Origin of the sequence: Amycolatopsis sp. FDAARGOS 1241 (assembly GCF_016889705.1) — a bacterium.
In the GTDB taxonomy this organism is placed as follows: domain Bacteria; phylum Actinomycetota; class Actinomycetes; order Mycobacteriales; family Pseudonocardiaceae; genus Amycolatopsis.
In genome coordinates this window covers 6,877,548-6,900,954 of sequence record NZ_CP069526.1, presented here as the reverse complement: position 1 = coordinate 6,900,954, position 23,407 = coordinate 6,877,548, and the positions used below count along the sequence as shown (strand labels likewise).

Genomic DNA, 23,407 nt, shown 5'->3' with positions numbered 1-23,407 from the left:
CACCGCACACGCGGTGCCGCCCCGGTGGCGTTTCGCGGGTGGGTGTTCGCTACCGGTGGTGCCGGAAACCGGGCCGGGGCGCGGACAGTAGCCTTCCCCTCGTGTTGAGGACGCTGCTCGTGACCAACGACTTCCCGCCGCGGCCAGGGGGGATCCAGAACTACCTCAACTCGCTGGCCACGCGGCTCCCGGCCGACGACCTGGTGGTCTACGCCCCGTCGTGGGAGGGCCGGACCGGGTCGCACGTGGAGTTCGACGCGGCGGCGCCGTTCGAGGTGGTGCGGCACCCGACTTCGCTGATGCTGCCGACGCCGGACGTGCTGCGGCGCGCGAAGCAGATCATGCGGGCGCGCGACTGCGAAGCCGTCTGGTTCGGCGCGGCGGCCCCGCTCGCGCTGCTGGGCCACCCCCTGCGCCAGGTCGGCGCGCGCCGCGTCGTCGCGTCGACGCACGGACACGAGGTGGGCTGGTCGATGCTGCCCGGGTCGCGGCAAGCCTTGCGGCGCATCGGGGACACCGTCGACGTCCTCACCTACGTCAGCAAGTACACGCGCCGCCGGTTCGCCGCTGCGTTCGGGCCCATGGCCGGGTTGGAGCTGCTGCCGTCCGGAGTGGACACCACGCTGTTCACCCCGGACTCGGGCGCCCGCGAGGAAATCCGGGCGCGCCTCGGGCTCGGTGACCGCCCGACGGTCGTCTGTGTTTCCCGGCTCGTGCCGCGCAAAGGTCAGGACGTGTTGATCCGCACGTTGCCGGAGCTGCGCAAGCGCGTGCCGGACGTGGTGCTGCTGCTCGTGGGCGGTGGTCCGTACCGCAAGCGGCTCACGGAGCTCGTCGACGCACTGGGCGTGGCGGACCACGTGGTGATCACCGGTTCCGTGCCGTGGGCCGAACTGCCGGCGCACTACAACGCGGGTGATGTCTTCGCGATGCCGGCGCGCACGCGCGGAAAGGGGCTCGACGTCGAGGCCCTCGGCATCGTCTACCTGGAGGCCTCGGCGACCGGGCTGCCCGTTGTCGCGGGCCGGTCGGGCGGCGCGCCCGAGGCCGTGCTCGACGAGGTGACCGGCCACGTCGTCGACGGCCGTGACGTGGCCCAGCTGCGTGACACCCTCGAAGCCCTCCTGAACGACCCCGTGCGGGCCCGTCGCATGGGCGAGGCGGGCCGCGCGTGGGTCACCGAGAACTGGCGGTGGGACAAGATGGCCGAACGGCTCGCCGGCCTTCTCGACGGCGATCCCGTGGCCGCCGTCCGCTGATCAGCCTTCGGGTTCGTACACCGCCGGGTGGCGCGGGTCGTCGACGCGCACGACGACGTCGGCCAGCGAGCTCGGGTCGACCTCCGCTTCGTAGCGCTCGTACGCGGGCAGCGCCCAGGCGTCGTCGGCCGGCAGCCGGCGGTGCAGCGCGGCGGGTGAGAGCCACAGGTGCACCACGAGGTCGAACGCGAGCCCGGCGCCCAGCAGGAATTCGCCGTTGACGAGCACCACACCGCTTTCCGGCACGGGCACCCGGGCCAGCCGCGTGGCGCGGTCGCGAGTCGTGTCCCACAGCGCGGGCAGCACTTCGCCGGTGCCGCCGGCGGTCAGCGGGTCGAGGACTTCGCGACGCAGCCCGCCCAGATCGAGCCAGTCGGTGTACCTCGCGTCGGGGTTCTGCTTGCCGTGCTCGAACCGCAGTGACGCCGGGCGCAGGAAACCGCGGGCGGACACCCGCACCGTCGCGCGGCCCAGCAGTCGCAGCGGGGCGACGAGGGCGTCGGCGAGGCCGCTGGTGTCCGTCGCCGCGTCCGCGCCGTCCACCGCGACCGCGAGGCGGCGGTTCGGCAGCGCAGCGACGCGGTCGGTCAGCTCGGCGGCCAGGGCGGCAGGGGAAATGGGTCGGTAGCGCACGGAAACCCATCCTGCCGCGCGCGCCACACGGAGCACACCGGGCCGTGGGCATACTTGGGAGTACGACGGATCCGGCCAGACCTTGGGGGCGAAACGACAGTGGACGATTCAGCGTCTGCCGAAGAAATGCCCGTGATCGACGAAGGCTTCCTGCAGCACACGCACGAAACGCTGCACAACCTGCGTCAACACGGGGCTGTGTGCCCGATCCGCATGCCGCGCGGCACGCCGTCGTACCTGGTGACGGGATACGAAGTAGCGCGGTCGCTGCTGAGCGATCCGCGGCTGAGCAAGGACAACCGAGGTGCGTACGACCTGATGGCGAAGAAGGTCGGCCCCGAGAACATCAACCGCAACTTCGGGCAGCTGCTCGGCGCGCACATGCTCAACACCGATCCGCCGGACCACACGCGGCTGCGCAAACTCGTGAACAAGGCCTTCACCTCGCGCGCGATCGCCGGGCTGCGGCCGCGGATCGAAGAGATCGCCACGGAACTGCTCGACGCGATGGCCGAGCAGGAGCAGGCCGACGTGATGGCCGCGTTCGCGGGGCCGCTGCCGATCACCGTGATCTGCGAGCTGCTCGGCGTGCGCGAGGAGGACCGCGGCGAGTTCTCGGGCTGGTCCAACACGATGCTCGGCGCCGGCGCGATCGAGGACGTCCAGGCCGCGGTTATCGCGATGCACACCTACCTCGTGGGTCTGGTCGCGCAGAAGCGCGCCGAACCGGGTGACGACCTGCTGTCCGGCCTCGTGCTCGCCACCGACGAGGGCGATTCGCTGAGCGAGGAAGAGCTCGTGTCGATGGCGTTCCTGCTGCTCGTCGCGGGCCACGAGACCACCGTGAACCTGATCGGCAACGCGACGCTGGCGCTGCTGCGCGCGCCCGAGCAGCGCGCCAAGCTGGCGGCCGACCCGGCGCTGATGCCCGGTGCCGTCGAGGAGTTCCTGCGCTTCGACGGGCCCATCAACATCGCGACCCTGCGCTACACCGTCGAGGACGTCGAGATCGGCGACGACACGATCCCCGCCGGCGAGTTCGTGCAGGTGTCCCTGCTGGCCGCCAACCGCGACGAGCAGCGCTTCCCCGACCCGGCGGACCTGGACGTGACGCGCGCGGCCGGCGGCCACCTGGCGTTCGGGCACGGCATCCACTACTGCGTGGGCGCACCGCTCGCGCGGCTGGAGGCGGAGGTCGCGCTCAACGGGCTGCTCGCGCGGTTCCCGAACCTGAAGCTCGCCGTGCCGGAGGAGGAGCTGACCTACCGCACCAGCACGCTCGTCCACGGACTGCAGAAGCTGCCGGTCGTGCTCGCCTGAGGGGTTGAGCGGCCCATGCTGCGCCCGACGTAAGGTCGGCTCGTGGAGACCAGCGCCGACGACCTGCTCGCCCTCGATGCCGCGCACGTGTGGCACCCGTACGCGCCCATGCCGGGCCGGGTGGCGCCGCTGGTCGTGGCCGAGGCGAGCGGGGTGCGGCTGAAGCTCGCCGACGGCCGCGAGCTCGTCGACGGCATGTCGTCGTGGTGGGCGGCGGTGCACGGGTACCGGCACCCGGTGCTCGACGCCGCCCTCACCGAGCAGGCCGGGCGGATGAGCCACGTGATGTTCGGCGGTCTCACGCACGAACCGGCCGTGACGCTGGCGAAGTCGTTGGTGGACTTGACCCCCGAGGGGCTCGAGCACGTGTTCCTGTGTGACTCCGGTTCGGTGTCGGTCGAGGTCGCGGTGAAGATGTGCTTGCAGTACCAGCGTTCGCGCGGGTTGCCGCGCAAGCGGCGGCTGCTGACGTGGCGCGGCGGCTACCACGGCGACACGTTCACGCCGATGAGCATCTGCGACCCCGACGGTGGCATGCATTCGCTGTGGCGCGGGGTCCTGCCGGAGCAGGTGTTCGTGCCACAGCCGCCGAGCGGGTTCGGCGAGCCGGTCGACCAGTCCTATGTGGGCACACTGGCGGGGGCGCTGGAGCGGCACGCGCCCGAGCTGGCCGCGGTGGTCGTGGAACCCGTGGTGCAGGGCGCCGGCGGCATGCGCTTCCACCACCCCGGTTACCTGCGGGCGCTGCGCGAGCTGACGCGTGAGCACGACGTGCTGCTGGTGTTCGACGAGATCGCGACCGGCTTCGGCCGCACCGGGCGGATTTTCGCGGCCGAGCACGCCGGGGTGACGCCCGACGTGCTGTGCCTCGGCAAGGCGCTCACCGGCGGTTACCTCACGATGGCCGCGGCGCTGTGCACACCCGAGATCGCCGACGGCATCTCGCACGGCGACCTGCCCGTCCTGGCACACGGACCGACGTTCATGGGCAACCCGCTCGCCTCCGCCGTCGCGAACGCGTCGCTCGGCCTGCTCGCCGAAGGTCGCTGGCGCGCCGACGTCGCCCGCCTCGAGGCGGGGCTGCGGCGTGGTCTGGCGCCGGCGTGGGACCTGCCGCGCGTGCGCGACGTCCGGGTCCTGGGCGCGATCGGCGTGCTGCAGCTCGACCACGAGGTGGACCTGGGCGTGGCCACCGACGTCGTGACGGCCGAGGGCGCGTGGTTGCGGCCGTTCCGCGACCTCGTGTACGCGATGCCGCCGTACGTCACGGACGACGCCGACCTGGCCGTGATCACCACTGCGATGCTCGCGGCGGCCGAAAAAGCGTGAATTCACCCTATCGGGTGTGACGGGGCTCATGAAACAGGGAGCGTTCACTGCCGGTGACGGGAAGTGGTCCGAAGTCACCGGTCAGGGCTGGGACGGACCGTCGAGATTAGACCGGTTTGCGTGAAAATGATCGATTGTTCTAATTCTCCGGTTCACCAGATGATGTGAGCGTTATTCGCGTAGCGGACATTTCGATCATTTTCCGCTTTCCTGGCCCCATGATCGAGATCGTTCGCGGAGAGCACGACACGGGACCCCCGTCCCGCCGAGTTCGCGCCACCCAGTCCCTCCAGACCCTTCTGCGCCACGACCTGCCGGCCTCGCTGGTCGTCTTCCTCGTGGCCGTACCGCTTTCCCTCGGCGTCGCGCTCGCTGTCGGCGCGCCGCTGCTCGCGGGCCTCGTCTCCGCCGTCGTCGGCGGCCTGGTCGCGAGCCTCCTCGGCGGATCGGCCCTCCAGGTCAGCGGACCGTCCGCCGCGCTGACCGTGGTCCTCGCCGACGCCATCACCACCTACGGCTGGCCGGTCACGTGCGCGATCACCGTCGGCGCCGGTTTGGTTCAGATCCTGCTCGGGCTGTGCCGCTTCGCCCGCGCCGCGCTGGCCATCTCGCCCGCGATCGTCCACGGCCTGCTGGCCGGCATCGGCGTGACGATCGTGCTCGGCCAGCTGCACGTGGTGCTCGGCGGCCGTGCCCAGGGCTCCGCACTCGCGAACCTCGCGGCGCTGCCCGGCCGGCTCGTCGGTCACCACGACCAGGCCGTGCTGATCGGCGTGCTGACCGTCGCGATCCTGCTGGTGTGGCCGCGCCTGCCCGCGCCGGTGCGGAAGGTGCCCGCACCGCTGGCCGCCGTCACGCTCGCGACGGGCCTGTCGGTCGTCGCCGGGATGTCGCTGCCGCGTGTGGACCTGCCGGCCGCGTTGCCGTCGTTCGGGATCGCGGCGCAGCTGCCCTCGGGTGGCTGGGGCGGGGCAGCGTTCGCGGCCGTCACGATCGCGCTGATCGCCAGCCTCGAAAGCCTGCTGTCCGCGGTGTCCGTGGACAAGCTGCGCGGCGGTCGCCGCACGGACCTCGACCGCGAGCTGATCGGGCAGGGCGCCGGGAACATCGCCTCCGGTGCGTTCGGCGGGTTGCCCGTGACCGGTGTGATCGTGCGCAGCATGACCAACTACCAGGCGGGCGCGAAGACCCGCGCGTCCGCGATCCTGCACTCCGTCTGGATCCTGGCGTTCTGCCTGCTGCTCACGGGCGTGCTGCGATTCATCCCGCTCGCGGCGCTGGCCGGGTTGCTCGTCTACGTGGGCGCGAAGCTCGTGAACGTCGCGGTGCTCAAGGAAGTGCTGCGCCACGGCGACCTCGCGGTGTACGCCGTGACTCTCGTCGGCGCGGTTTTCGTGAACCTGCTGACCGGCGTCGCCGCCGGCGTGCTGCTCGCGCTCGCGTTCATGCTGCGGCGGATGGTGCACTCCGGCGTGCACCTCGAGGTCGGTGAGCGGCATACCCGGGTGGTCATCGAGGGTGCGCTGACGTTCCTCTCGGTGCCCCACCTGACGAGGGTGCTCGCCGGCGTGCCCGAGCGCGCCGACGTGACGCTCGAACTGCTCGCCGACTACCTCGACCACGCCGCGTTCGACTGCCTGCGCGGGTGGCAGCAGAGCCACGTCAAGGCGGGCGGGACCGTGACCGTCGACGAGATCGGCCACCCCTGGTACGGCCGCGGCAGCTCCGGAGAGCCGACGGTGCGGCGCAGCCTGGCGACGCGCGTGCTGCCGCGGTGGCTCGCGCCGTGGTCGCAGTGGCAGGCCGAGCACGTGCTGGTGCCCGAGCAGCGCCCCGGCGGCGACGGTACGTCGCCGCTCGTCCGTGGTGCCTCGGAGTTCCAGCGGCGCACGGCGCCGCTGCTGCACGAGACGTTGCGTGGCCTCGCGGACGGCCAGCGTCCGCACACGCTGTTCATCACCTGCGGCGATTCGCGGATCGTGCCGAACCTGATCACTACTTCGGGACCGGGTGACCTCTTCGCCGTGCGCAACATCGGCAACCTCGTGCCGACGACCGGTGATTCGTCCGTGGGCGCGGCGATCGAGTACGCCGTGGGCGTGCTGAAGGTGCCGGAGATCGTGGTGTGCGGCCACTCGTCCTGCGGCGCGATGAAGGCCCTGCTCGGCCGGGCCCCCGAGGGACTCGACCGCCTCGGCGACTGGCTCCGGCACGGCGAAACGACCCTGCGCCGCCGCGCGAGCGAACCGGCTCTGCTGCTCGACGGGCACCTCCCGGCCGCCGAGTGCGACCAGCTGGCCCTGCACAACGTGGTCCAGCAACTCGAGCACCTGCGCGCGTTCCCGGTGGTCGCCGCCGCGCTGGCCCGCGGCGAGCTCAGGCTCACGGGCATGTACTTCGACGTCGGCGCTGCCCAGGTGTCGCTGCTGGACGCCGCCCACCGCGGCTTCGTCCCGGCGGGCGTGGTGGTGTACTGACCGCGAGGAGGGTGCGGGGTTGCGGCTTTGCACCGGCGCTTGGCGGTGATCGGTCACCGCACAACCGGAAGGTGAACCTGTCGTGAAAATTCATGCCATCAGGTTGGACATAGCGGATATTTGACCCACATTCGGGTTATCTGGTGATCATGAGCCGGACTGCGGGGCTTCGCCACGACGTGCCCGCCTCGCTCGTGGTCTTCCTCGTCGCTCTCCCGCTGTCGCTGGGTCGCGCTGGCATCCGGCGCGCCGATCGCCGCCGGGTTGATCGCCGCCGTGGTGGGTGGTGTGGTCGCCGGGGCGCTGGGCGGCTCGGCGTTGCAGGTCAGCGGGCCCGCGGCCGGGCTGACCGTGATCATGGCCGAGACGATCAGCACGTTCGGCTGGGCCGTCACGTGCCTGATCACGGTGCTCGCCGGCGCAGTGCAGGTACTGCTGGGCCTCAGCCGCGTCGCGCGGGCGGCGCTGGCGATCTCGCCGGCGATCGTGCACGGGATGCTCGCGGGCATCGGTGTGACGATCGTGCTGGGCCAGCTGCACGTGGTGCTCGGCGGGATAGCGCAGAGTGCCGCACTGGCGAACATCGCCGAGCTGCCGGCGCAGGTCATCGCGCACCACGACGCCGCGACGGTGATCGGGGTGCTCACCATCGTGCTGCTCGTGGTCTGGCCACGCCTGCCCGCCGCCGTCCGCAAGGTGCCGGGGCCGTTCGACGCGATCGCGGTGGCCACGGTGGTCTCCGTCGTCGCCGGGATGACGCTGCCGCGGGTGGAGCTGCCCGGCGACCTGCTGCAGATCCGCTTCGCGCCGCAGCTGCCCGGCGACGGCTGGGCCGACGTCGTGCTCGCGGCGGTGACGATCGCGCTCATCGCCAGCGTGGAGAGCCTGCTGTCGGCCGTCGCCGTGGACAAGCTGCACACCGGCCCGCGCGCGAACCTCGACCGCGAGCTCGTGGGCCAGGGCGCGGCCAACGTCGTGTCCGGCGTGCTCGGTGGCTTGCCCGTGACGGGGGTGATCGTGCGCAGCTCCACCAACGTCGCCGCCGGAGCCGAAACCCGCGTCTCCGCGGCGCTGCACGGGGTGTGGGTGCTGGTGTTCGTGGTGGCATTCACGGGCCTCATCGAGAACATCCCGCTCGGCGCCCTCGCCGGACTGCTGGTGCACGTCGGCGTGAAGCTCGTGAACCCCGGCCACCTCAGGCAGGTGCTGCGCCACCGCGACCTGCCGCTCTACCTCGTCACGCTCGCCGGTGTCGTCGTGTTCGACCTGCTGACGGGGGTCCTCGCCGGGATCGGCCTCGCAGTGATGCTCATGCTGCGCCGCGCCGTCTGGACCGGGGTGCACGCCGAGCGCGACGGCGAGCAGTCGAGCGTCGGGCCGAGGGCGTGCTCACGTTCCTGTCCGTGCCGCGCCTGACGTAGGTGCTCGGCGACGTCCCGGCCGGCTCGGCGGTGACGCTCGAGTTCGTGGCCGACTACCTCGACCACGCGGCCTTGGAGAGCCTCTCGAGCTGGCAGCAGGCGCACGAGCGGGCCGGTGGCACGGTGGTCGTCGACGAGGTCGGCCACCCGTGGTTCGGTCAGGGCAAGCGGGGCACGCCGACGCTACGGCGCGCGGCGGCCGTCCGCGCCGTGCCGCGCTGGCTCGCGCCGTGGTCGGTCTGGCAGGCCGCCGATGCCCGCCTGCCCGGCCGGCGCACCCACCGCGGCGCCACGGAGTTCCAGCGCCGGGCCGCACCGCTGCTGAAGGAGACACTGAGCGGGCTCGCCGACGGCCAGCGCCCCCACACTCTGTTCATCACCTGCGGCGATTCGCGGATCGTGCCCAACCTCATCACTCCGGCCCCGGCGACCTGTTCACCGTGCGCGACATCGGCAACCTCGTACCGCTGGACCAGGCCGATCCGTCGACGAACGCGGCGGTCGAGTACGCGGTGGGTGTGCTGCGCGTGCGCGAGATCGTGGTGTGCGGTCACTCGTCGTGCGGGGCGATGGGCGCGCTCGCCGACGGCCCGCCGGCCGGGACGGCGCTGGCGGGCTGGCTGCGGCACGCCGAGCCGAGCCTGCGGCGCCAGGGTCCGGTGCCGCTCGGCGGTGAGCTCCCAGCGCGTGAAGCCAATCGGCTGGCCCTGCACAACGTGCTGCAGCAACTCGACCACCTGCGGGCATACCCGCTGGTCGCGGCGGCCGAAGCCCGGGGGAGCTGCTGCTGACCGGCCTGTACTTCGACGTCGGCGCGGCGCAGGTCCACCTGTCCGATCCGGCGGTGGACGCGTTCGTCGCGGCGGGCAACCCGGTGGCCCCGCATCGTGGGTGATCCCACCCGGACGTGGTGCGCCCCCGGTCGGGGTGACTAAGTTGATGGCCCGTGACCATGCTGGTGATGACGGGGACCGGAACCGGCGTCGGCAAGACGATCACCACAGCGGCGATCGCGGCGCTGGCGCTCGAGCAGGGGCAGCGCGTCGCGGTGCTCAAACCGGCGCAGACCGGCGTCGCACCCGGCGAGGCCGGTGATCTCGACGACATCGTGCGGCTGGCCGGCAAGGACGTGACCACGCGTGAGCTGCGCCGCTACCCGGACCCGCTGTCGCCGGAGGCGGCGGCGCGGCGCAGCGGCCTGCCGACGCTGGGCCCGGGCGAGATCGCGGCCGCGGCGGCCGAGCTCGACGCCGCGCACGACCTCACGCTCATCGAGGGCGCCGGTGGCCTGCTCGTCCGATTCGACACCCAGGGCAGCGGGCTCGCCGAAGTGGCGTGGTCGCTGGGCGCCCCGGTCGTGGTCGTCGCCCAGCCCGGGCTCGGCACGCTCAACGCGACGGCGCTCACCGCCGAGGTCGCCACGCGCCGCGGGCTCAACGTCGTGGGTGTGGTGGTCGGCGCGTGGCCGGCCGAGCCGGACCTCGCGTCCGTGGAGAACCTTCAGGACCTGCCGAACGCGGCAGGCGCACCCATGCTCGGGGTGCTGCCCGAGGGGCTGGGCGCGGTGGAGCGCGATACGTTCGTCGAACGCGCGCGGTCCGGCCTCTCGCCGTGGTTCGGCGGGGAGTTCGACCCCGAGTCGTTCGCGGGGAGCGCGACCGTCGGGAAGTGACGGGAGTCGCACCCGGCGCGGCCCGCGCTGGGGGACGATGGCCGGGCCCGTACCGGTGTCAGGCAGCCGAGGAGAAGGAGACGTCGTGACCGCAGCCCCGGGGAAGCTCGACCAGGACGCCGGCGACGTGCTCGCCGTCGCCCGCGAACAGGTGCTCGAGCGCGGCGTCGGGCTGTCGGAGGAACAGGTGCTGGCCGTGCTGCGGCTGCCCGACGAACGGCTCGCCGAGGCCCTGCAGCTCGCGCACGAGGTGCGCATGCGCTGGTGCGGCCCGGAGGTCGAGGTCGAGGGCATCGTCAGCCTCAAGACCGGCGGCTGCCCGGAGGACTGCCACTTCTGCTCGCAGTCGGGCCGCTTCCCGTCGCCGGTGCGCTCCGCATGGCTCGACATCCCGGGCCTCGTCAAGGCCGCGCGCCAGACCGCCGAAACGGGCGCCACCGAGTTCTGCATCGTCGCCGCCGTGCGCGGGCCGGACAAGCGGCTGCTCTCGCAGGTCCGCGAAGGCGTCGAGGCGATCCGGGCCGACGGCAACGACATCCAGATCGCGTGTTCGCTCGGCATGCTCACCCAGGAGCAGGTCGACGAGCTGGTCGAGATGGGCGTGCACCGCTACAACCACAACCTCGAGACGGCGCGCTCGCACTTCCCGGAGGTCGTCACCACGCACTCCTGGGAAGAGCGCTGGGACACGCTGCGCATGGTCGCCGACGCCGGCATGGAGGTCTGCTGCGGCGGCATCATCGGTATGGGGGAGACGGTCGAGCAGCGTGCGGAGTTCGCCGTGCAGCTCGCCGAGCTGAGCCCGCACGAGGTGCCGATGAACTTCCTCATCCCGCAGCCGGGCACGCCGTACGAGCACTTCGAGATCGTCGAGGGCAAGGACGCGCTGCGCACCGTCGCCGCGTTCCGGCTCGCGATGCCGCGCACGATGCTGCGCTTCGCGGGCGGCCGCGAGCTCACCCTGGGCGACCTCGGTGCCGAGCAGGGCATGCTGGGCGGTATCAACGCGATCATCGTCGGCAACTACCTGACCAACCTCGGCCGGCCCGCGAGCGCGGACCTGAAGATGCTCGACGAGCTCAAGATGCCGGTCAAGGCGCTCAGTGACACCCTCTGACGAACCCGGTTACTGCGTCCACTGTGGACAGCCCTCGCCCGGCGGCGCCGACCACCCGGCGTGCCACAACCCGCGCACGGCGCTGGAACCGCCCCGGTACTGCGTGTTCTGCGCCCGGCGCATGGTCGTGCAGGTGACGCCCGTCGGCTGGACCGCGCGGTGCAGCCGGCACGGGGAGACCGCCAGTGGTTGACCGCGGGTGCTGACCGGTTACGCTCGGTCCGCACACGCGCAGGGAGGGAGTCCGGGGTGGTCGATTCCGCGGGCAAGGCAGCACACCGGTCGTCCGCCGTGGCCGACGCGTGGTCGGTGCCGAACCTCTTCCCGCCCCACCGGGTGCGGCCCACAGTGGTGGTGAAGGCCGACCTGCTGCCCGCCATCAGCGTGCTCTCGACCGCCGGATTGCTCGGCATCCCGCTCGGCTGGCTGTGGTCCCTGATGGCGCCGCCGCAGCGCGAGCGCGTGGTGACGGCCGACGGCCAGCGCGTGCCGCTGGAGCTGGAAAGTTGGCACCGCTTCGACGACCTCGCCATCTACGGCCTCCTGGCGCTCGCGACGGGCCTGGTGATCGGCATCGTGGTGTGGCTGCTGCGCGAACGCCGTGGCCCGGTCGTGTTCCTGGCCGCCGCGGGTGGTGCCGCGCTCGCGGGCTGGCTCGGCACGCAGGTCGGCGTGGCCTTCGTGAACGCGAAGTACGCGATCGACACGCCGCCCGCACTGGGCGCCGTCATCGCGGAGGCACCCCGGCTGGAGTCCGGCTGGATCTGGCTTGCCGCGCCGCTGATGACGGCGCTGGTGTACGCGCTGCTAACGGCGTGGAACGGCCGTGAGGACCTCGGGCGCCGGCTCGGTTAGTTCAGGTTCGCCGGTTTCGAGTAGTCCGCGAGCTCCGTCGGGGGCAGCGGTACGGCGCTGAGCGTCTCGAGGAACCACGCCTCCCGGGTGAGCAGGCGGCAGATGATCCGCAGCCGCCGCAAGGGGTGCGTCTCCTCGAGCAGGTGCTGACGGTCTTCCAAGGGCAGCAGGCAGTCGGCGGCGAGCTGGTAGGCGAGTTCGGTGAGGTCGGCCTCCTCGCCGGGCGTCTGCCAGTCGTCGGCGTGCCAGGCGGCCTCGCAGTAGCGGCGGTGAGCGGCGCGGGCGACGTCGCCGAGCCGCTGGCCGGTCTCGGCCGCGGCGGCCGGCACGGGGTCGTCCGGCAGCCAGTCGACGACGCCGATGAGGTACGGCGCCGAGGTGCAGTCCAGCTCACGCAGGCGGAAGCGGCGGGCGGCCTTGGTGACCACGTCGTAGCGGCCGTCGGGCAGCCGCTTCGCCTCGCGCAGCACGGTGCTGCAGCCCACGTCGTGCACATGGTCTAGACCGCGAACCTCCCGGACGAGCGGTGCCCGCAACGCGACCACACCGAATTCGCGCCCCGGCACCGCGCCGCCCACGAGGTCGGCGGTCAGCTGGCGGTAGCGCGGTTCGAAGATGTGCAGCGGGAGGTGCGTGCCGGGCAGCAGCACAGTCTGCAGCGGGAACAACGGCAGTGTCGCTGTCCCACTGGGGTTCTGCTCCTGGTCCGGCTCGGTCACGCGTCCACCGTACGGGTAGCGGCGCGCGCTCGCAGTCCGTCAACCTGCGGGCGGCGGCTTGAGCACCGCGAAGGGGTCAGTGACCTGCATCCCTTTGCCCGCGAAGGAGAACAGCGCCGCGGGGCGGCCGCCGGCACGGCCGGGGGAGGCCGTGTGCCCGGTGGGCACGAGCAGTCCGCGGCGGGCCAGCACGCGCTGCAGGTTGGTGGCCGACACCCGGTAACCGAGCGCGGCGGAGTACAGCCCGCGCAGCGCCGAGATCGTGAACTGTTCGGGCGCCAGCGCGAAACCGAGGTTGGTGTAGCTGAGTTTCGAGCGCAGCCGATCGCGGGCGCGCAGCACGATCGCCTCGTGGTCGAACGCGGTGCGCGGCAGCGCGGTCACGTCGTGCCACTGCGTGTCCTCCGGGACTTCGGGGTCGACGTCCGAGGGCACCAGGCCCAGGAACGCCGTGGCCACCACCCGCGGGCCCGGCACGCGGTCGGGTGCGCTGAACACCGCGAGCTGCTCCACGTGCTTGAGCTGGCGCACGTCAACCTTCTCGGCGAGCTGGCGGCGGATGGACGTTTCGACGTCCTCGTCGGGGCGCAGCCGGCCGCCGGGGAGTGACCACCGGCCGAGGTGCGGGTCGAGCGCGCGGCGCCACAGGAGCACCCGCAGTGTGTCCGAGCGCACTTGCAGGACGGCACACAGAACCTCGTGGGCCAAGGGGGCCTGGGTGTTAAGATGACTGCGCACGGTTTTCGATTATAAGGCGAAAACCCGTCCACGGTCCAGGAGGGCCAGACATGACTTCCACGGTTGAGCAGGACCTGACCCCCTACGGCGGGGTGGCGGCGAACGCGGACTGGGCGGAGGAGGTTCGCGAGCTCGCGCGCAAGCGCGACGCGGTGCTGCTGGCGCACAACTACCAGGTCCCCGAGATCCAGGACATCGCCGATTTCACGGGCGACTCCCTGGCGCTGAGCCGCATCGCGGCGAGCAGCGACGCCTCCACGATCGTCTTCTGCGGCGTGCACTTCATGGCCGAGACGGCGAAGATCCTGGCGCCGGAGAAGACGGTGCTGATCCCCGACGCGCGGGCCGGCTGCTCGCTCGCCGACTCCATCACCGGCGCCGAGCTGCGGGCCTGGAAGGCCGAGCACCCGGGCGCGGTGGTGGTGTCGTACGTGAACACCACGGCCGAGGTGAAGGCCGAGACGGACATCTGCTGCACGTCGTCCAACGCCGTCGACGTGGTGGCTTCGATCCCCGCCGACCAGGAGGTTCTCTTCCTCCCGGACCAGTTCCTCGGCGCGCACGTGAAGCGCACGCTGGGTCGGGAGAACCTGCGCGTGTGGGCCGGCGAGTGCCACGTCCACGCCGGGATCAACGGCGCCGAGCTGGCCGAGCGCGCGGCGGCGAACCCCGACGCCGACCTGTTCATCCACCCCGAGTGCGGGTGCGCGACATCGGCGCTCTACCTCGCGGGCGAGGGTGCGGTTGCGCCGGAGCGCGTGAAGATCCTCTCCACCGGTGACATGGTGCACGCGGCGCGCGACACGAAAGCCCGCTCGGTGCTCGTGGCCACGGAGATCGGCATGATCCACCAGCTGCGCAAGGCCGCGCCGGAGATCGACTTCCGCGCCGTGAACGACCGCGCGTCGTGCCGGTACATGAAGATGATCACGCCGGCCGCGCTGCTGCGGAGCCTGCGCGAGGGCGCCGACGAGGTCCACGTGGACGCCGACACGGCCGCCCGGGCGCGCGCTTCGGTGCAGCGGATGATCGAAATCGGGCAGCCCGGCGGCGGCGAATGACCGCGCCGGTTAACGCCGCTGAGGCGAAAACACCGGTGTGGGAAGCCCGGGCGGACCTCGTCGTGGTGGGCAGCGGGGTGGCCGGGCTGACGGCCGCGCTGCGGGCGCAGGAGCTCGGCCTCCACGTGCTCGTGGTGACCAAGGCGGCCGTGTCCGACGGCAACACGCGCTGGGCCCAGGGCGGGGTCGCGGTCGTCCTGGAGAGCGACCACGACCTCGACGACTCCGTCGCGAAGCACGCCGAGGACACCTTCACCGCAGGCGCCGGCCTGTGCGACGAGGACGCCGCGCGGTCGATCATCGCCGGCGGCCCGGCCGCCGTCGAGCGGCTGCGCGCCGGTGGGGCGCGGTTCGACCCGGGTGCCGAGGGACTGGCGCGCACGCGCGAGGGCGGGCACAGCGCGTTCCGCGTGATCCACGCGGGCGGCGACGCGACCGGCGCCGAGGTCGAGCGCACCCTCGTGGCGCAGGCGGGCGACCGGCGCGTACCCGTGCTGCAGCACCACATCGCGGTCGACGCGCTGCGCACGCCCGCCGGTGAGGTGGCGGGCGTGACGGTACTCGACCGCGACGGCGTGCCCGGTGTGGTGCGCGCATCGGCCGTGCTGCTGGCCAGCGGCGGGTTCGGGCAGCTGTACCAGGCGACGTCGAACCCGGAGATCGCGACGGGCGACGGCCTGGCGCTGGCGCTGCGGGCCGGGGCGACAGTGGCCGACGTCGAGTTCGTGCAGTTCCACCCCACCGTGCTCTACACCCCCGGCGCGCGCGGGCGGTGCCCGCTGGTCACCGAGGCCGTGCGCGGCGAGGGGGCCACGCTCGTCGACGGCGCGGGTGCGCCGGTGATGGCGGGTGTGCACCCGCTGGGCGACCTGGCGCCGCGCGACGTCGTGTCGGCCGCGATCACGAGGCGCGTGGCGCTGGCACCGGGCGGGGTCGGCGACCACGTGTTCCTCGATGCCACCGGGATCGCCGGCTTCGCGAAGCGGTTCCCGACCGTCCACGCGGCGTGCGCGGCGCTGCGGATCGACCCGGCCGTCGATGCGATCCCGGTGACCCCCGCGGCGCACTTCGCGTGCGGCGGCGTGGTGACCACTGTGGACGGACGCTCGAGCGTGACCGGGCTGTACGCCGCCGGCGAGGTGGCGCGCACCGGGCTGCACGGCGCGAACCGGCTGGCCTCCAACAGCTTGCTCGAAGGGCTCGTGGTCGGGCACCGCGTGGCCGGCGCCGTGGCGGCGGACCTCGCGGCCGGGCTGCTGCCCGACCCGTCGCGCGGCCGGTTGCCGTCGCAAACGTCGGCGCCGGCAGCCGAGCGCGACGCACTGCAGCGCGTGATGAGCCGCTACGCGGCGATCGGCCGCGACGCCGACGGGCTGGCGGCGGCGGGTTCCGTGCTCGATCTGTCTACCAAGGACAGTCCGTTGTGGACGCACGCCGCCGTGGAGGACGCGGCGCTCACCGTGGTGGCGCAGGCGTTGCTGGCGGCCGCCCAGCGGCGCACCGAATCGCGCGGGTGCCACGTGCGGACCGACTTCCCCGAGCGTTCCGGACACTGGCGGCGCAGCCAGCTGATCCGCCTCAGTCTCTCCGGTCAGCCGGTGCTGGCCGACCCGATCACCCTGGAGGATGTGGCATGACCGAGCTCTACCCGTTTTCCGAGGCCGTCGAGCACGCGCTGGTCGCGGCCGGGCTCGAGGTGGCCGATGTCCGGCGCGTGGTGACCACGGCGCTCGAAGAGGACCTGCGGTACGGGCCCGACGCCACCACCGCGTCGACGGTGCCGGCGTCGGCGCGGGCCGTCGCGGAGCTGACGCCGCGCTCGCCCGGGGTCGTCGCCGGCCTGCCCGTGATGCTCGCGGTGTTCGACGCGGTGCTGGGCTCCGATTACGAGGTCGTTTCGTCGAAGCCGGACGGTTCGCGGCTCGCGGCGGGGGAGCCCGCTCTCGTGGTGCGCGGCCCCGTGCGGGGGCTGCTGACGGCCGAGCGGACGGCGCTGAACCTCGTGTGCCGGCTCTCGGGCATCGCGACGGCGACGGCCGAGTGGGTGTCCGAGGTGGAGGGTACGGGCGCTGCGATCCGCGACTCCCGCAAGACGACGCCGGGCTTGCGGCTGCTGGAGAAGTACGCGGTGCGCTGCGGCGGCGGCGTGAACCACCGCATGGGCCTCGGTGACGCCGTGCTGATCAAGGACAACCACGTCGTCGCGGCCGGCTCGGTGACGGCCGCGCTGGCGGCGGCGCGCGAGCACGCGCCGGAGCTGCCGTGCGAGGTCGAGGTCGACGATCTGGCACAGCTGGAGGAGGCGCTCGCCGCGGGCGCGGACGAGGTGCTGCTGGACAACTTCACGCCCGCGCAGTGCGCCGAGGCCGTGACGCGGCGGGACACGGTTTCGCCGAAAACGCGGCTGGAATCCTCTGGTGGACTGACCCTCGACCGTGGTAGGGCCTACGCCGAGTCCGGTGTGGACTTCCTGTCGGTGGGCGCGTTGACGCACTCTTCGCCCGCTTTGGACCTCGGGATGGACCTGCGCTGAACCTGTTGCCGCGGCGCCCGCTCGACTAGAATCCCGTTGTCGGACAGCGAGATTCCCCGGGAGGGTGCCGCGGTGAGGTGGCGAGCCGTCATCGCCGCGGCCGCGCTCGCGGCGGTGGGTGTGCCCGTCGCCGGCGGGTCCGCGAGCGCGGTGGGGGCGTGCGCGAACCCGTCCGGCACCTACACCGGTGCGGTGCCGTGGGGCAGCGGCTGGTGGACCCGCAACGCCTGTGGCCCCTGACGCGTGGCGACGATCAGCTCGTCGCCGTGATCGGCACGGGTGTCGACGCGCAGAACGGTCAGTTCGCGCTCGGCCAGGTCCTCGGTGGCGGCACCTCCGACTGCGACGGCCGCGGCGCGATCGCCGCGGGGATCGTCGGCGCGCAGCCGTCGGAAGAAACGACGTTCACGGGCGTGGCGCCGGACGCGAAGCTGCTCGCGTTGCGGTACGTGGACGGCTCCGACTGCGGTGACCCGGGCGCGCTGGCTGGCGCCGTGGACACGGCGGTCGACCGCGGTGCCGGCGTGATCCTCGTGGCCGTGCCCGCGGTGGCGGACAGCCCGGCCCTGGCTTCCGCCGTTTCCCGCGCGCGCTCCCGCGGTGCGGTCGTCGTCTCCGCTGCCGCCGCGACGCAGCAGGACGCGCACACCTACCCCACCGCGTCGCCCGGCGTGCTGGCCGTCGGCTCGACCAGCGAGGCCGGCGCTCCCGTCCAGACGGAGGCCGGTGACTACCTTGGCATTTCCGCTCCGGGCGCCAACCTGGTCAGCACCTTCGCAGGCGGGGGCGGCGCCGTTGCCCACTGCTGGCCCGTGACGGATCCGTCGCCGGCTGCCGCCTACGTCGCCGGCGTCGCGGCTCTCGTGCGCGCCGCCCACCCGTCGCTGACCGGCGACCAGGTGGTGACCCGGCTGACCCTCACGGCGTCCCCTCCGCCCTCGGGCACCCGCTACACCCGGCGGGGCTGCGGCGTGGTCGACGCTTATGCCGCCGTGTCCTCGACTTTGCCCGCTTCCGTTGCGGTGCCGGGTGGTTCGGCCGCGCCGCTGGCTCTGCCTGCCGTGGTTGCGGCCCCCGCGCCACCCGCGTCTCCGGTGCACCTCGCCGCTGGCTTCCTCGCCGTGGGCGGCGTGGTCCTCGCCGCCGCGACGGGGTCTCGGCCGTCGCCTTCCGCCGCGGCCGGCGGCGCCGGAAGGCGTCGCGGTTCACGCCGTAGGCGCGCGGAATTGCGTGCACGGCATCGTTGGTAGTGCCCGGCGTTCTTTCGGCGAACCTGCTTGGGCATCGATGACGGGGAGTCTGGCGAGCCGGCTTCCGCCTGCGGTGCTGAACGTTCCGTTCGACGAAGCCACGCCGATGGCGACCACCGCGAGGCCCGGCGATTCGGCGACCTCGCCTGTCGACGGCTCCGGTCGCCGCGCCTCTCCGGCAGCGAGCTTCGCCTCGTGGCCCTCGCCGTGGGCGGTGTGGTCCTCGCCGCCGCGACGGGGGTCACGGTCACCGGTTTCCGCCGGATAGAGGAGAAGAAAACCGGTGCGCGGTCAGCGGTTCTCGACACACCGCGTCGACCCGATGATCGCCACCCCGCCGCCGGCGCGGGGCGCGACGGCGGCGGTGGTGGTGGTGGTGGTGCTCCTGCTGTGCCAGAAGCTGCCGGATCGGTCGCTTGCGTCGGCGCTGTGCTGGGGGACAGCGGTGGCGGCCGTCGGCATGGGACTGGCACTGCTGGTGTTCTCGCCGACGCCGGCGCAGCAGGCGATGCTCGCGGCAGGCGGGAAGCCGCCGGTGATCGGCGGCCGCACCGTCGGCCTCGCCGACGGCGGGCCGGGGCTGCCGCTGCTCGGGGGGGAGCACCGCCGGCGGCGACCTGCGGATCTCGCACTTCGTCGGTATCCACGTGATCCAGGTGATCCCGCTCGTCGCGCTCGCGCTGGCGGTACTGGCGCGGCACTACCCGGCGCTTTCTTCGGACATCGTGCGCCGGCGCCTGGTCTGGACCGCGACCCTCGGCTATACGGGCCTGCCGGCGCTGGTGACGTGGCAGGCGCCGCGCGGGCAGCCGATCGTTCGCCCGGAGTTCTGGGCGCTCGCCGCGGCGGCGGGCCTCCTCGTGGTGGTGGCTTCGGGGGTGAAGGTGTCGCTGCGTTCTGACCGATTTCTGAGAACTCTGCGGTAAGACGGGGTGATGGTCTACCCGCAGGCAGTGCTCGACGCGCTCACCCAGGATCCGGACGCGGTCGCGTTCGAGCACGGCCCACGGCAGGTCACGCGCGCCGAAGTGTTCGACCTGATCGGCCGGTTCACCGCCGCGCTGCGGGGCGCGGGGGTTGCGCGCGGGGACGGCGTCGGCCTGGCCACCGCCGTGACGCCCGAGGGGTGGGCCGCGCTGATCGCCGCGCAGGTGCTGGGGTGCCGCGCGGTGGGGATCCGGGCCGGCCTGCCGGTCGCGCATCTGCGCGAAGTCGTGGGCGATCTGGCGGCCGTGGTGGTCGACGCGGCTTCCGAAACCCCGCAACTGCGCGCGACCGCGGCGGGCGCGAAGCTCCTGCGGATCGAACCGTCGTTGCTCGAGGTGTTCGAGGAGCCGGTGCCCTGCGGACGGCCGGACGACCCCGGCTGGGTGGTCTTCACCAGCGGCAGCACGGGCGTGCCGAAGGGCGTCGCGTACTCCTTCGCCGCGCTGACGGCGCAGGGGGTGGAGCACCGCCCGGAGGAGAGCGCTGCGGACCTGGCCGCGCGCTACCGGCGGTTCCTCCTGTTCGGCACCCTGACGAGCGCGGTGATGATCACGCACCTGCGTTCGTGCCTGCTCGCGGGCGGCACGGTGGTGATCCCGGAGGACCTGCCGGACTTCCCGTGGATCCTGCCGCGCCTGGACATCACGGCCGCGTTGACGACCGTCCCGCGGCTGTACCGGATCCTGGACGTGCTGCGCACTTCCGCCGTTGATCTGAGCGGTGTGCGCATGCTGGTAGTGGCCGGTTCGCCCGTCGCGCCGGGCCTGATGGCGGAGGCGTTTTCCCGCGTGGGGCCCGGGATGCAGCAGGCGTACGGCCAGACGGAGGCGGGGAAGCTGACCGTCCTGACGCCGGCTGACGTGGCTGCGTTCCCCGATGCCCTGGGCTCGGTGGGCCGCCCGTGCGCCGGCGTGGAGATCTCAGTGCGTTCTGCGTCGGGTGCTTTGCTGCCGGCGGGTTCGCCGGGCGAGATCTTCGTGCGCGCGCCCGGTGTCTTCACCGAGTACTGGCGCAATCCCTCGCAGACTGCTTCCGTGCTGCAGGACGGGTGGGTCCGCACGCAGGACCTCGGGTGGGTGGACGACGCCGGTTTCCTGTTCTTGACCGGCCGGACGCGGGACGTGGTGATCGTGAACGCGGTGATCCACTACACCGGGCCGATCGAGCGGGCGTTGGCGGAACACCCGGACGTGGATCAGGCCTATGTCGTGGCCGCTCCCCACGCGGACACCGGCGAGGCCGCGCGCGCGTTCGTCGTCGCGGCGCCGGGGCGGAGCGCGGATGTGGTGGCGTTGGGCGCGGTGGTGGCTTCCTTCGTGGGCGAGGCCGCGGCTTCGGTGACGGTGATCGACGAGGTTCCTGTTGCACCGTCGGGAAAACCGGACAAGGCAGCGCTGCTGGGGTTGATCGGCTAGCGCGACCGGCCGAGCGCTGTGTGAAGAGCCTCGACGTCCGCGATGTCGTGGGCGCGCGGTTCGTAACCCTGGTGGAACAGCAGCTGCTGCGTGACCGACAAGCACGGCACCGTCACGCCTTCGATGGTGCCCGTGACGAAGCAGTCCGCGGGGTAGTCGAAAGTCCCGCCGGTGTTGTCGGCGGCCTGGGTGGCGGAGCCGTCCGGGGCGAAGTGCAGGGGGTGCAGGTCGAGGGACGCGCCGTCGGGGCGGGTGAGGACGAAGCGGACCGGGCGGAGGTCCTCGGCTTCGGCGAAGCCGGCCAGGGCGGCGAGGACAGTGGGTTCCTCGTCGACGCGGTGGAGGAGGTCGAGGTCGGAGTGGTCACGCGTCTGGCGGCCCAGGAGCGCGTCGACGCCCCAGCCGCCGGCCAGCCAAACGCGGCAGCCGGCCGAGCGCAGGCGGGCCAGGACGTCCAGGGCGGTCTTGGCGGTGAGCATGGGGTGCAGTGTGCCGAACCGGCCCGGACGTCGCACGGAAATAACGCGTGGCAACGGATTGTCGGACGCCCGCAGTCTGCTTGATCCAATCGCGGCTCGCGGCCGCTGGGGTCAGGAGCTCGGTGACATCGCTTTCAAGCACCGCCGCGTGGTCGGGACTGGTAACGAGGCGAAGAACGTCAGAGTAGCCCAGCTGCCGCAGCAAACAGACCCGGATTTTCGGCAACGAGTGAGTTGATGCGTTCAGCGGGGGCGGGTCCTGTGAAAGGTCATCAACCAGGACGCGAGCGGGCCATTCAAGCACGTCGCGAACGTGAACGTGATCATCACCCGGACGATGAGCAGTGTCCTGCACGAGGCAGGCGTTCGCGTCCTGATCGATCATGCCGGCGGAAATTCCTAAAACCTTCGCGTTCTCGAAGCGCGTCGTGTTCGCCATACCTGAACCCGCCTTCCGATCTTCGCCGCGCACGGGCTCGAGTCGAGGGCCGCGTTCCGCACGCGCCGCTCGGAGGTCCCGCACCGACGCGTAGTTCCCCGCGGCGTGCAGCAGTTCTCGGCGAGCCAGAGCGTTGGCGCACCGGGTGTGAACCCGGTGTCGCGCAAGGGCGTGGCCCGGTCGGCCGCGAGGTCGGCCACGACCGGGTGGCGCCGGCACCGGGCTGCGGCCACGGCGAGAACGGGTTCCTTGGCGGCGAAGACTTTCGCACGGCCCATTTCGTACCAGTCGGCGTCGGTCGGGAGGTCGAGCCGGTACGTGCGCGTGTCCAGCCCGGCGCCGTGCAGCACGACCTGCCGTAACCCGCGCTCGCCCGCCAGCTCCCGGGCGAAGGGGTCGTCGAAGAGCCGGTCGGCGCGCTCGGATTCGCGAGCCCGCACGGCGGCGATCCAGAACGCGCTGCCCGCCGTCATGCCGCTACGCCCACCACGAGGCCATCGCGACGGTGGTGAACTCCAGCGCGTCGTACAGCGGTTTGCCCAGTTTCGAGGCGGTGAGCGTGACCACCTCGCCGTCCACTTCGGACAGCACGGCGTGCATCAACGCCCGGCCGATCCCGCGGGAGCGGAACGCCGGCGCCGTCGTGACCCAGTACAGCCCGACGGCCCCACCACCGCGCACGACGAGGCACGCGCCCGCCGGTTCGCCGTCGCGAAGGAGCAGCCGCGCGGAGAGGTCGTCGCGCTCCAGCAGGCCGGGCGGGAACACCTCGCCGCGGACGTAGGGCTGGTGGCGCCCGAGCGGGAACCCGTGCACGACCACGTCCTCCACCGCCGCGAGCAGGTCCGGCGTGTCGGCGAGCACGACGTCGCCGGCGCCGAAGCCGGGCCCCGTGCGCGTCATCACGGGCAGCTGCCGCGCGCTCAACCCGAGCGGCTCCAGGTCGACGCAACCGTAGGCGTCCTCCACGACCACGGTCGTCCCGTTCTTCGCCAGCTCGGTGAGTTCGGCGACGTCGTCCGCGCTCGGCGTGGCCGAGCGCAGCACGATCCGCATCCCGCTGCGTTCGCTGCCGTGCACGCACACGAATCCCGGCCGCGTGGTCAGCGCGTGACCCCGGCTCTCGGCGAGGGCGGTCCAGAACGCGGCGGCATTGGCGACGGCGAGGTCGAGGCTCATGCGCTCGACCCTAAGGCGACCGGAACGCCCCCAGAAGGGCCGATTCACGCCACACCCGGAGGGCCAATCGGACGCGGCGGCCTTCGGCATTCGGGGGTGGCCGTCGGGCGCGTGGCCGCCGACGGCGCGGCCGAGCACCGCACGCCGCAGCTCGGCGCGACCGGGGGATCCGCGGACGCGCCGGCGCCGGAGTGCCGACGTAGACGGCCCCGCCGCAGCCCGGGCGGCCCCGCCGGGCGATGGGCGGCGTCCGTCGCTCCCCAGATGGCCTCGCCGGGCGACGCGCGGCCCTGCCGCACCCAGGCGATGGATGGTCCCGTCGCGCCCCAGATCGCCTCGCCGGGCGAGGCGTGGCCCTGCCGCACGCGGGCGACGGACAGCCCCGTCGCGCTCCAAATCGCCTCGTCAGTACTCCAGACGGCCCGCCGTACCCCCGACAGCCCCGCCAGGCGACAGACAGTCCCTACCGAACTCCATGGAGGGCGTCCCCCTTCCAGTCCATCGTTGTGGGGCCCTGAAAAGCC

22 protein-coding genes and 1 pseudogene are annotated in these 23,407 nt (G+C 72.6%); 16 read left to right on the top strand and 7 right to left on the bottom strand.

From position 1 onward, the window contains the following. The first annotated feature begins 101 nt into the window (after positions 1 to 101). A complete protein-coding gene (locus I6J71_RS33650; RefSeq protein ID WP_204090530.1) occupies positions 102 to 1,259 on the top strand; it encodes a glycosyltransferase family 4 protein in 1,158 nt (385 codons plus the stop codon). Here I6J71_RS33650 and I6J71_RS33645 read toward each other — a convergent pair whose 3' ends face one another. After that, positions 1,260 to 1,892, bottom strand: a complete 633-nt coding sequence (locus tag I6J71_RS33645; protein ID WP_204090529.1) for a uridine kinase — start codon at positions 1,890 to 1,892, stop codon at positions 1,260 to 1,262. It lies immediately after the preceding gene. Positions 1,893 to 2,018: 126 nt separating this feature from the next. Between I6J71_RS33645 and I6J71_RS33640 the strand changes: the two genes are divergently transcribed. The 8 genes and pseudogenes from I6J71_RS33640 to I6J71_RS33605 all read left to right on the top strand — a co-directional run bounded on the left by I6J71_RS33640 (position 2,019) and on the right by I6J71_RS33605 (position 12,083). After that, positions 2,019 to 3,212 carry a cytochrome P450 gene (locus I6J71_RS33640; protein WP_204090528.1) on the top strand — a complete coding sequence of 398 codons (1,194 nt, stop codon included), beginning with the start codon at positions 2,019 to 2,021 and terminating at the stop codon, positions 3,210 to 3,212. 108 nt (positions 3,213 to 3,320) lie between these two features. Further along, positions 3,321 to 4,541 carry an adenosylmethionine--8-amino-7-oxononanoate transaminase gene (locus I6J71_RS33635; RefSeq protein ID WP_239155510.1) on the top strand — a complete coding sequence of 407 codons (1,221 nt, stop codon included), beginning with the start codon at positions 3,321 to 3,323 and terminating at the stop codon, positions 4,539 to 4,541. A 218-nt stretch (positions 4,542 to 4,759) separates the two neighbouring features. Next, entirely contained in the window at positions 4,760 to 7,018 is a 2,259-nt protein-coding gene (locus I6J71_RS33630) for a bifunctional SulP family inorganic anion transporter/carbonic anhydrase (protein WP_204090526.1), read from the top strand. A gap of 149 nt (positions 7,019 to 7,167) precedes the next feature. Beyond that, a pseudogene (locus I6J71_RS33625) lies at positions 7,168 to 9,334 on the top strand (SulP family inorganic anion transporter). 57 nt (positions 9,335 to 9,391) lie between these two features. Further along, on the top strand, positions 9,392 to 10,111 hold the full coding sequence (gene bioD, locus I6J71_RS33620; RefSeq protein WP_239155508.1) for a dethiobiotin synthase: 720 nt from the start codon (positions 9,392 to 9,394) through the stop codon (positions 10,109 to 10,111). Between the two features lie 85 nt (positions 10,112 to 10,196). Further along, positions 10,197 to 11,228 carry a biotin synthase BioB gene (gene bioB / locus I6J71_RS33615; protein WP_204090524.1) on the top strand — a complete coding sequence of 344 codons (1,032 nt, stop codon included), beginning with the start codon at positions 10,197 to 10,199 and terminating at the stop codon, positions 11,226 to 11,228. After that, on the top strand, positions 11,215 to 11,421 hold the full coding sequence (locus I6J71_RS33610) for a hypothetical protein (protein ID WP_204090523.1): 207 nt from the start codon (positions 11,215 to 11,217) through the stop codon (positions 11,419 to 11,421). Before bioB ends, I6J71_RS33610 begins: the two co-directional genes overlap by 14 nt. A gap of 56 nt (positions 11,422 to 11,477) precedes the next feature. Beyond that, positions 11,478 to 12,083: a DUF2567 domain-containing protein gene (locus I6J71_RS33605; protein WP_204090522.1), complete on the top strand. Its 606-nt coding sequence runs from the start codon at positions 11,478 to 11,480 to the stop codon at positions 12,081 to 12,083. On the opposite strand, the gene I6J71_RS33600 is transcribed toward I6J71_RS33605, so the two are convergent. After that, entirely contained in the window at positions 12,080 to 12,802 is a 723-nt protein-coding gene (locus I6J71_RS33600; RefSeq protein ID WP_204090521.1) for an LON peptidase substrate-binding domain-containing protein, read from the bottom strand. The two genes, I6J71_RS33605 and I6J71_RS33600, sit on opposite strands and share 4 nt — an antisense overlap. A gap of 39 nt (positions 12,803 to 12,841) precedes the next feature. After that, positions 12,842 to 13,477 (bottom strand): NUDIX domain-containing protein, encoded by a 636-nt coding sequence (locus I6J71_RS33595; protein WP_204090520.1) that lies wholly within the window; start codon positions 13,475 to 13,477, stop codon positions 12,842 to 12,844. 113 nt (positions 13,478 to 13,590) lie between these two features. On the opposite strand from I6J71_RS33595, the gene nadA reads away from it, so the two are divergent. The 5 genes from nadA to I6J71_RS33575 all read left to right on the top strand — a co-directional run bounded on the left by nadA (position 13,591) and on the right by I6J71_RS33575 (position 18,384). Next, on the top strand, positions 13,591 to 14,601 hold the full coding sequence (nadA, locus tag I6J71_RS33590) for a quinolinate synthase NadA (RefSeq protein ID WP_204090519.1): 1,011 nt from the start codon (positions 13,591 to 13,593) through the stop codon (positions 14,599 to 14,601). Further along, the gene (locus tag I6J71_RS33585; protein ID WP_204090518.1) at positions 14,598 to 16,238 is read left to right on the top strand and encodes an L-aspartate oxidase; all 1,641 of its coding nucleotides are present in this window, start codon (positions 14,598 to 14,600) and stop codon (positions 16,236 to 16,238) included. Before nadA ends, I6J71_RS33585 begins: the two co-directional genes overlap by 4 nt. Continuing rightward, a complete protein-coding gene (gene nadC, locus I6J71_RS33580; RefSeq protein WP_204090517.1) occupies positions 16,235 to 17,134 on the top strand; it encodes a carboxylating nicotinate-nucleotide diphosphorylase in 900 nt (299 codons plus the stop codon). Before I6J71_RS33585 ends, nadC begins: the two co-directional genes overlap by 4 nt. Positions 17,135 to 17,206: 72 nt before the next feature. Beyond that, a complete protein-coding gene (locus I6J71_RS49210) occupies positions 17,207 to 17,374 on the top strand; it encodes a hypothetical protein (RefSeq protein WP_239154071.1) in 168 nt (55 codons plus the stop codon). Continuing rightward, complete coding sequence (locus I6J71_RS33575; protein ID WP_239154070.1) at positions 17,347 to 18,384, top strand: S8 family serine peptidase; 1,038 nt, start codon at positions 17,347 to 17,349, stop codon at positions 18,382 to 18,384. The genes I6J71_RS49210 and I6J71_RS33575 overlap by 28 nt, the downstream gene beginning before the upstream one ends. Before the next feature lie 291 nt (positions 18,385 to 18,675). Here the strand turns inward: I6J71_RS33575 and I6J71_RS33570 are convergent, their stop codons facing one another. Then, positions 18,676 to 18,936: a hypothetical protein gene (locus tag I6J71_RS33570; RefSeq protein ID WP_204090516.1), complete on the bottom strand. Its 261-nt coding sequence runs from the start codon at positions 18,934 to 18,936 to the stop codon at positions 18,676 to 18,678. Between the two features lie 104 nt (positions 18,937 to 19,040). Between I6J71_RS33570 and I6J71_RS33565 the strand changes: the two genes are divergently transcribed. Both I6J71_RS33565 and I6J71_RS33560 read left to right on the top strand, forming a co-directional pair. Continuing rightward, complete coding sequence (locus tag I6J71_RS33565) at positions 19,041 to 19,310, top strand: hypothetical protein (protein WP_204090515.1); 270 nt, start codon at positions 19,041 to 19,043, stop codon at positions 19,308 to 19,310. A gap of 9 nt (positions 19,311 to 19,319) precedes the next feature. Further along, positions 19,320 to 20,786 carry a class I adenylate-forming enzyme family protein gene (locus tag I6J71_RS33560; protein ID WP_204090514.1) on the top strand — a complete coding sequence of 489 codons (1,467 nt, stop codon included), beginning with the start codon at positions 19,320 to 19,322 and terminating at the stop codon, positions 20,784 to 20,786. Here the strand turns inward: I6J71_RS33560 and I6J71_RS33555 are convergent. The 3 genes from I6J71_RS33555 to I6J71_RS33545 form a co-directional block, all read right to left on the bottom strand. Then, complete coding sequence (locus I6J71_RS33555) at positions 20,783 to 21,265, bottom strand: nucleotidyltransferase domain-containing protein (protein ID WP_204090513.1); 483 nt, start codon at positions 21,263 to 21,265, stop codon at positions 20,783 to 20,785. The genes I6J71_RS33560 and I6J71_RS33555 overlap by 4 nt on opposite strands. A 399-nt stretch (positions 21,266 to 21,664) precedes the next feature. Continuing rightward, complete coding sequence (locus I6J71_RS33550) at positions 21,665 to 22,177, bottom strand: class I SAM-dependent methyltransferase (protein WP_204090512.1); 513 nt, start codon at positions 22,175 to 22,177, stop codon at positions 21,665 to 21,667. Positions 22,178 to 22,181: 4 nt separating this feature from the next. Continuing rightward, the gene (locus I6J71_RS33545; RefSeq protein WP_204090511.1) at positions 22,182 to 22,883 is read right to left on the bottom strand and encodes a GNAT family N-acetyltransferase; all 702 of its coding nucleotides are present in this window, start codon (positions 22,881 to 22,883) and stop codon (positions 22,182 to 22,184) included. Between the last annotated feature and the right edge of the window lie 524 nt (positions 22,884 to 23,407).

Coding starts and splice junctions, on each gene's coding strand:
- I6J71_RS33640 (WP_204090528.1), top strand. CDS start 2,019: ATGCCCGTGATCGACGAAGGCTTCCTGCAGCACACGCACGAAACGCTG.
- I6J71_RS33635 (WP_239155510.1), top strand. CDS start 3,321: ATGCCGGGCCGGGTGGCGCCGCTGGTCGTGGCCGAGGCGAGCGGGGTG.
- I6J71_RS33630 (WP_204090526.1), top strand. CDS start 4,760: ATGATCGAGATCGTTCGCGGAGAGCACGACACGGGACCCCCGTCCCGC.
- bioD (WP_239155508.1), top strand. CDS start 9,392: ATGCTGGTGATGACGGGGACCGGAACCGGCGTCGGCAAGACGATCACC.
- nadA (WP_204090519.1), top strand. CDS start 13,591: ATGACTTCCACGGTTGAGCAGGACCTGACCCCCTACGGCGGGGTGGCG.
- I6J71_RS33585 (WP_204090518.1), top strand. CDS start 14,598: ATGACCGCGCCGGTTAACGCCGCTGAGGCGAAAACACCGGTGTGGGAA.
- nadC (WP_204090517.1), top strand. CDS start 16,235: ATGACCGAGCTCTACCCGTTTTCCGAGGCCGTCGAGCACGCGCTGGTC.
- I6J71_RS33560 (WP_204090514.1), top strand. CDS start 19,320: ATGGTCTACCCGCAGGCAGTGCTCGACGCGCTCACCCAGGATCCGGAC.
- I6J71_RS33555 (WP_204090513.1), bottom strand. CDS start 21,265: ATGCTCACCGCCAAGACCGCCCTGGACGTCCTGGCCCGCCTGCGCTCG.
- I6J71_RS33550 (WP_204090512.1), bottom strand. CDS start 22,177: ATGACGGCGGGCAGCGCGTTCTGGATCGCCGCCGTGCGGGCTCGCGAA.
- I6J71_RS33545 (WP_204090511.1), bottom strand. CDS start 22,883: ATGAGCCTCGACCTCGCCGTCGCCAATGCCGCCGCGTTCTGGACCGCC.